Here is a 6,191-nt window from a genome sequence, read left to right as displayed (position 1 = left end):
CATGAGCAACCCCTTCGACGACCAGGACGGTACCTTCCTCGTGCTCGTCAACCAGGAGAACCAGCACTCGCTGTGGCCGCAGTTCGCGGACGTCCCCGAGGGCTGGACCGTCACCCACGGCCCCGACACCCACGCCGCCTGCCTGGAATACGTCGAGCAGTCCTGGACCGACATGCGGCCCAAGAGCCTGGCCGACGCCATGGACGCCCAGCGGTAACGCGGCCGACGTGACCTCCACCGACACCCTGGACGAGGCCCGCGGCAGCGCGGGCCTCGCCCGGCCCGGTGACCTCGCCGCGGCGCTGCGCACGCCCGAGGCCCGCCGGGACCCGTACCCGTTCTACGCCCGCATGCGGCGTGAGAGCCCGGTCCACCGCAGCGCCGAGGGCATCTGGCACCTCACCCGGTACGCCGACGTCGAGGCGGCCCTGGGCGACCTGCGGCTGTCCAACGACCGGGACCGCATGACCCGCGCCTACGGCGCGCTCGGCGGCGACCTGAAGGCCTTCAGCCGGCTCACCGACCGGCTCGGCCGGGTGATGACCAACACCGACCCGCCGGACCACGCCCGGCTGCGCAAGCTCGCCAACCGCGCGTTCACCGCCCGGCGCGTCGAAGCCCTGCGCGACGGCATCCAGCGGATCGTCGACCGGCTCGTCGACGAGGCGCTCGCGGCCGGGCCGGCCATGGACCTGATCGAGGCGGTCGCCTCCCCGCTGCCGCTGTCCGTCGTCTGCGAGCTCTTCGGCATCCCGCCCGAGGACCGCCCGCAGGTCAAGACCTGGTTCCGCCGCTTCGGCCGGATGAGCGAGGACATCGACAAGTCCGAGGCGGCGATCGCGCAGTACGAGGAGTACCTCGCCCGACTTGTCCGCCGACGCCGGGCCGACCCGGGCGACGACTTGATCAGCGCCCTGGTCGCGACGCAGGCGCAGGACGACCGGCTCACCGACTCCGAGCTGCTGTCCACCTGCTTCGTCCTGATCACCGCGGGCGACGAGACCACCACCCACCTGGTCGGCAACGGCATGCTCGCCCTGCTGCGCCACCCCGGCCAGCTGGCCCGGCTGCGCGAGGACCCGGCGCTGATCCGCACCGCCGTGGACGAACTGGCCCGCTACGACACGCCGACCCAGGCGATCGTCCGGGTCGTCGCGGAGGACGTCGAGATCGGCGGGCGGACACTGCGCGAGGGCGAGCTGGTGTACCTGTTCCTCGCCGCGACCAACCGCGACCCCGAGCGCTTCGAGGACCCCGACCGGCTCGACCTGTCCCGCCCCGGCAACCGGCACCTCAGCTTCGGCAACGGCCCGCACTTCTGCCTCGGCGGCCCGCTGGCCAAGCTCCAGGCGGAGGTGGCCGTCAGCACGCTGGTCCGTCGGCTTCCGCAGCTGAGGCTGGCCGACGGCGCGGCCCTCGAATGGCGGCCCAACCCGCTGCAACGGCGGCTGAGCGCCCTCCCGCTCACCTACTGACACCTGAACGATGACGAAGGAGAACCGACCATGACCCGAGAGTTCGAGGTCCGCACGGAACAGGACCTGCCCGCGACACCCGAACAGGTCTGGGCCGCGGTCGCCACCGGCGCCGGCAACCTCGGCTGGCTGTACCCCATGGAGGTCGAGCCGCGCGTCGGCGGAAAGGCCACCCGGTCCGACAGTACGGTCGTGGTGTGGGAGCCACCGAGCCACTTCGCCGTCCGGGCGACCCTGGGCAACGAATTCTCCAACACGCTCAGCTACCGGATCGAGCCGGTGGACAGCGGAACGAGCCACCTGCGCATGGGAATCCACTGGGTGCACGAGGGAGTCTGGGACGAGATCTGGGACACCAAGGCGGACGCGGCCGAGAAGCACGTCCACTTCTACCAGCACGGCCTCGCCGAGTACCTGCGGCACTTCGGCGGCCGCCCCGCCGTCTACATCAAGGCCCAGCGCCCCGAACCCACCACCGACCCGGCCGACTTCGCCGCCCTGCGTCGACGCCTCGGCCTCGCCGACGACGCGGCCGTCGGCGACCGGCTCGAACTCCACGTCCCCGGTCCGGACAGCGGCCCGGAGGAGGTGGTCGTGGACTGGCTCAGCCCCGACTTCATCGGGCTGCGCGGCCCGGACGCGCTGTACCGGTTCTTCAACGGCAGCTCCTGGAACTGGCCGATCTGGCTGGGCCACCACCTGTTCGCCGAGGGAGCGGACGAGCAGCAGGCCACCAAGGCGTGGAACGCCTGGCTCAACGGCTCCTGACCCCTCGTACCACAGACAACCGGAGGACCACTGGTGGAAACACTGCTCTACGCCGCCGAACTCGTCGAGGAGGGCGGCACGTACAAGCTCGTCGTGCAGGACGTGGTGCGGGACACGGTCCAGGTCACCCCCGTCCCCAAGACCGCGGTGGACAAGCTCCCGATCTTCCTGTCGGCGCTCAGCTCCAAGCTCAACTCCGCACCGGCGCGCGGCCGCCGGTAGCACACCTCACACCCGACGAGGCCGGTGCCGTCCGTCCGGAACGACTCCCGGACGGACGGCACCGGCCTCGCTCACGCCCAGAGCTGTTCGCCGAGGGTGCCGCCCGGCGCGGCCCCGGGCAGCACGTAGGCCACGGCCGACGCCTGGTGTTCGACGAAGGGGGACAGCGCGTCGCGGGCGGCCAGGCGCTCCTGGACGCGGGTGAAGAGGGCGGGGTCGCGCATGAAGGCGCAGAACAGCAGGCCGCGGTCCTCCAGGCCGTCGTCGTAGCTGTAGCCGCGACGGAGCATCCGGGCGCCCCTGTCGAGGCGGGGGCTGCTGAGACGGATGTGGGAGGTCGCGGGGATGACGTAGGAGCCGTCCGGGTGTTTGGCGTAGATGTCCGGCTCGTCGTGCTCGGCGGTGCCGGTGAGCGGGACGCCGTCGCCGGAGCGGCGGCCGATCGTCATGTTCTGCCGGTCCTCGGGGAGTGCCGCGAAGCCGGCGACATCCATGCGGATCCTGCGGTAGACCAGGATGGTCCCGTTCTCGTGGGCTCCTGGCGGGCCCCAGACCCATTGCCGGGCGGCCTCGTCGTCGGGGTTGGCGGTGCCGTCCTTGAACCCGAACAGGTTTCGCGCGGTGGTGCCCGGGGGCGTGGGAGGCAGGAAACCGGACTGGGTCCAGCGCGGGACGGCGCCGGCGGCCCTCGCGGTGGTGGTGGCCAGCTCGGCGACGACGGTCAGCGTCCAGCGGTCGGCGGCGCACAGCTGGACCAGCACGTCGCCGTTGCCGCGTGCCGGGTCGAGGCGGTCGCCGGGGTACGGCGGCAGGTCGGCCAGCTCGCCCGGGACGTTCAGGCCGAGCCGGGAGGCGAGCGCGGGGCCGACGCCGACCAGGGAGGTGAGCCGGGCCGGGTCGTCGGTCCGCAGCCGCAGGTCGGGCAGCGTACCGGCGGCAGCGGTGGAGAGCGTGCGGGTCAGCGCCTCCAGGACGGTGCGCAGGGTCTCCCGGTCCGCGGTGGCGGAGGTCGGCGGGAGGTCCAGGGAGAACAGCTGTGTGACGGGTAACTGAGGCGCAGTCAGGCCGGCCTGCCGGGCGCCGTGGAAGGAAATCGCCGCCGGGGGTGGCGGGGCGGCGCTGGAAGCGGCGCCACGGCGCGATGCCCGGACGCTGCTCACCACCCCCTCCGCCGCCGTGCCGATCCCGGCGGCCAGCACCGCTCCGGCAGTGAGGAGGCTCCGGCGGTCCAAACCGGTTGCGGCGATTCGTGCCGGCTCCTGCGCATTTCCCGGTTCGGTGTGCATGGGCGATATTGGAGACGATAGAACACCTGTCATGCAAATCCTGCCTCCTCATGGTCTGTTGAATCGTTCGGTGCCCGGGCCTGCCGTGTCCCGGGCACCGGCGCCGCGGTACCTGCCGCGGTACCTGACGGCGCTGGTCGTCGCGGTCGCGGCGGCGGCCACGGGTTGCTCGTCGGCCGATTCGAAGCCGTCCGCCGATCAGCACCCGGCCGGGAACGTCCTTCGCGTACCGGAGGACTTCCGCACGGTGCAGCAGGCGGTGGACATCGCTCGTGAGGGGGACACGGTGCTGGTTCACCCCGGCGTGTACCGGGAGAGCGTGCGGGTCACCGTCCCGCGGGTGGTGGTGCGCGGATCGGACCGGAACGCGGTGGTCTTCGACGGAGGGCAGCGGCTCACCAACGGCATCACCGTCTCCGGTGCCGGCTCGGTGGTGGAGAACCTCACCGTCCACGGCTACCTCGCCAACGGCGTGCTGTTCACCGGCGTCACCGACGAGAAGCTGCAGTACCGCGGCGCCGGCGGGTCGGCCTACGACCCGCTGGACACCGTCCGGTTCCCGCCGGTGCAGGGGTTCCGGGCCTCCAGGGTGACGGCGTACAACAACGGGCTCTACGGCATCTACGCCTTCGACGCGCGCAGTGGTGTCATCGAGGACTCCTACGCCTCCGGAGGGGCCGACTCCGGCATCTACGTCGGCCAGTGCAAGCCCTGCGACACGCTGGTGCGCGGCAACACGGTGGAGCGCAACGCGGTCGGCATCGAGATCACCAACGCCTCGGACGGCTTGACGGTGCTTGGCAACCGCGTCGTCGGCAACCGCGTCGGGGTGACGGTGAACTCCAACGACCTGGAGGCACTCGCCCCGCAGCACGGCGCGGTGATCGCCGGCAACGTGATCACCGACAACAACGCCGCGGACTCGCCCGAGCAGGCCGACGGGGGCTTCGGCATCGGCATCGGGATCGGTGGCGGCACGGAGAACCACATCGCGCGCAACCTCGTCCGGGGCAACCGCGCGGCCGGGGTCGTCGTCACCGACCTCCCGGGGCACCCGGCCGTCGGCAACCGCATCGAAGGCAACAGCGTCACGGCCAACGGCGCCGACCTGGTGATGGCCGCGGCCGACCCCGGCAACTGCTTCAGCGGCAACTCGCCCGCGACCCAGAGCCCGAACGGCCTGGAGGGCCTTGCCGGTTGCGGTGTCACACCGCGGCAGGCCGTCCCGGCCGGCCGGTCCGTGCCCGTCCAGCCGCCGCCCGGTACGCCCTTCAACTCCGTGCCCGTCCCGCCCGCCCAGCCGTCGATGCCGGACCCGGCGGAACCCGGCCGCCCGGCGACGGACCTCCCCGGCCCGGTCGACCCGGACCGCTACCCCCTGCCGACCGACGCCACCGTCATGCCGCGGCCGAGCTGAGCCCGGTCGGCGCGCTCAGGCCCGGGACACGGCCGACGGGGCTCCCCGGAAGGCGAGTCGAGCTGCCGGAAGGCCCGCTCGGCCGCCGGGGAGCCCCGCCGGTGCCGCTTTCGGTACCGATCGCGGTGCCTCTTTCGGGGTGGTCGCGTCAGCCCGCGGCCCACGGTGCCTCGGGCAGCCGCGCGCCGTCGTCACGCCCGGTGATCTCCACGGTCGTCGGGGTGCCCAGGCCCGGCATCCGCATCGTCACCCGCCGCAGACCGCCGTCGCCGTCGATCCAGTACGTCAGCGGCGACAACTCGCCGTCCGGCCCCGCCCCGTGCGTGGCGTCGCGGGAGCGCGGTCCGGAGAACCTGTCGTAGTTCCGGCCGTCGATCCGGTCGGTTCCCAGCCATCGCGGCCCGGACTGCGCGAGCAGCAGCGGATTGTCGGGCCGGTCCGCGCCGAGCTGGATCAGCAACTGGAGCCCGGCGTCCAGGGGGTCCGTCGTGTAGGCGCGCGGTGACCAGCCCGGGCGGGGAACGTGCTCGGCCCGCTGCCACGGCGGGCCGCCGGCGCCCTCCGGCTCCGGTGCCAGCCCCAGACCGCGGCTGTCCCACACGATCAGACCGTGGTCGAGCTGCCCGGTGGCCCCGGTCGCCTGGTAGCTGCCCACGGCCCGGTGATTGCGGTAGTCCACGACCCCGTCGACCCGGATCACCACGCCGCCGCCCTCGGCGGCGGTGAGGGTCACCGCGACCGGACTGGCCTGGTACAGGGTCAGGCGCGACAGTGCGATGCGGGCCGCCTCGTCGGACGTCACCGCCCTGCTCGTGGTGGGCCCGGAGCCGTTCTGGTAGACGGCCAGGCCACCCGCCGTGGCCGCGCACACCGTGACCGCTGTCAGCGTCCTGAACCAGAAGGTCCGACGCGGCGTACGGCCGCTGGTCTACGACAACGTGCCCTCGCGGATGCCCACCGTGCCGCCGGGCTCGGGCCTGACCGAGGCCCAGCGCATCCACCGCCGGACCGGGGTCGCGCTGG

General features: G+C 72.9%; 7 protein-coding genes. 5 read left to right on the top strand and 2 right to left on the bottom strand.

The genetic code is table 11. The features are described from left to right. Window position 1 precedes the first annotated feature (1 nt). Genes AB0P06_RS29245 through AB0P06_RS29230 form a run of 4 tightly spaced genes read left to right on the top strand, consistent with a single transcriptional unit; the run spans window position 2 to window position 2,465 of the window. Window positions 2-217, top strand: coding sequence for an MbtH family protein (locus tag AB0P06_RS29245; protein WP_363612527.1), 216 nt, complete (start codon window positions 2-4; stop codon window positions 215-217). A 10-nt stretch (window positions 218-227) separates the two neighbouring features. Next, window positions 228-1,475, top strand: a complete 1,248-nt coding sequence (locus tag AB0P06_RS29240) for a cytochrome P450 (RefSeq protein WP_363612525.1) — start codon at window positions 228-230, stop codon at window positions 1,473-1,475. Window positions 1,476-1,505: 30 nt separating this feature from the next. Then, window positions 1,506-2,243: an SRPBCC domain-containing protein gene (locus AB0P06_RS29235; protein WP_363612523.1), complete on the top strand. Its 738-nt coding sequence runs from the start codon at window positions 1,506-1,508 to the stop codon at window positions 2,241-2,243. Between the two features lie 33 nt (window positions 2,244-2,276). Then, complete coding sequence (locus tag AB0P06_RS29230) at window positions 2,277-2,465, top strand: hypothetical protein (protein WP_363612521.1); 189 nt, start codon at window positions 2,277-2,279, stop codon at window positions 2,463-2,465. A 71-nt stretch (window positions 2,466-2,536) separates the two neighbouring features. On the opposite strand, the gene AB0P06_RS29225 is transcribed toward AB0P06_RS29230, so the two are convergent. Next, on the bottom strand, window positions 2,537-3,751 hold the full coding sequence (locus AB0P06_RS29225; RefSeq protein ID WP_363612519.1) for a Dyp-type peroxidase: 1,215 nt from the start codon (window positions 3,749-3,751) through the stop codon (window positions 2,537-2,539). Between the two features lie 70 nt (window positions 3,752-3,821). Here AB0P06_RS29225 and AB0P06_RS29220 point away from each other — a divergent pair, with 70 nt between their 5' ends. Beyond that, on the top strand, window positions 3,822-5,168 hold the full coding sequence (locus AB0P06_RS29220; RefSeq protein WP_363612517.1) for a right-handed parallel beta-helix repeat-containing protein: 1,347 nt from the start codon (window positions 3,822-3,824) through the stop codon (window positions 5,166-5,168). 148 nt (window positions 5,169-5,316) lie between these two features. Here the strand turns inward: AB0P06_RS29220 and AB0P06_RS29215 are convergent, their stop codons facing one another. After that, window positions 5,317-6,039 carry a hypothetical protein gene (locus tag AB0P06_RS29215; RefSeq protein ID WP_363612515.1) on the bottom strand — a complete coding sequence of 241 codons (723 nt, stop codon included), beginning with the start codon at window positions 6,037-6,039 and terminating at the stop codon, window positions 5,317-5,319. Window positions 6,040-6,191 lie beyond the last annotated feature (152 nt).

The sequence above is a fragment of the Kitasatospora sp. NPDC088351 genome (genome assembly GCF_040685575.1).
Lineage (GTDB): Bacteria > Actinomycetota > Actinomycetes > Streptomycetales > Streptomycetaceae > Kitasatospora.
Note: the sequence above shows the minus strand (reverse complement) of the source record. Positions and strands in the feature narration are given on the sequence as shown.

Bases quoted from the DNA above. Each gene is read 5' to 3' on its own strand.
- AB0P06_RS29245 (WP_363612527.1), top strand. From the start codon at position 2: ATGAGCAACCCCTTCGACGACCAGGACGGTACCTTCCTCGTGCTCGTC.
- AB0P06_RS29235 (WP_363612523.1), top strand. From the start codon at position 1,506: ATGACCCGAGAGTTCGAGGTCCGCACGGAACAGGACCTGCCCGCGACA.
- AB0P06_RS29225 (WP_363612519.1), bottom strand. From the start codon at position 3,751: ATGCACACCGAACCGGGAAATGCGCAGGAGCCGGCACGAATCGCCGCA.